Origin of the sequence: Bradyrhizobium pachyrhizi, from assembly GCF_001189245.1 — a bacterium.
GTDB classification, from domain to species: Bacteria; Pseudomonadota; Alphaproteobacteria; order Rhizobiales; family Xanthobacteraceae; genus Bradyrhizobium; species Bradyrhizobium pachyrhizi.
Genome location: NZ_LFIQ01000102.1, coordinates 1,126 through 1,409 on the forward strand (window position 1 = coordinate 1,126; position 284 = coordinate 1,409).

Below are 284 nucleotides of genomic sequence, written 5' to 3' on the forward strand. Positions count from 1 at the left end.
ACGACCGGTATCGTCACCTTTACCCAGCTCAACAACATCTGGCATTCCGATCCCACCAATCCGGACGATTCTGCGACGCTGACGCTGTCAGCTGCCAATCTGCTTCAGGTGGTGCAGACCATCACCGACGCGGACGGCGACAGTGTGACGACGCCGCTCGACGTCGGCACCGGTGTGTTCACGATCCAGGACAGCGGCCCAACCGCCGGCACGGTGACCGGTCCGACTGACAGCCTCGTGCTGGATGAGACCCGTCCCGTTGGCAGCGACACCGCAGGCGGCAC

General features: G+C 64.1%; 1 protein-coding gene. It reads left to right on the forward strand.

What is annotated here, in order from left to right:
- The coding region (locus tag AKL29_RS43750) for a DUF5801 repeats-in-toxin domain-containing protein (RefSeq protein ID WP_202814556.1) at positions 1 to 284 on the forward strand (284 nt) is incomplete at both ends.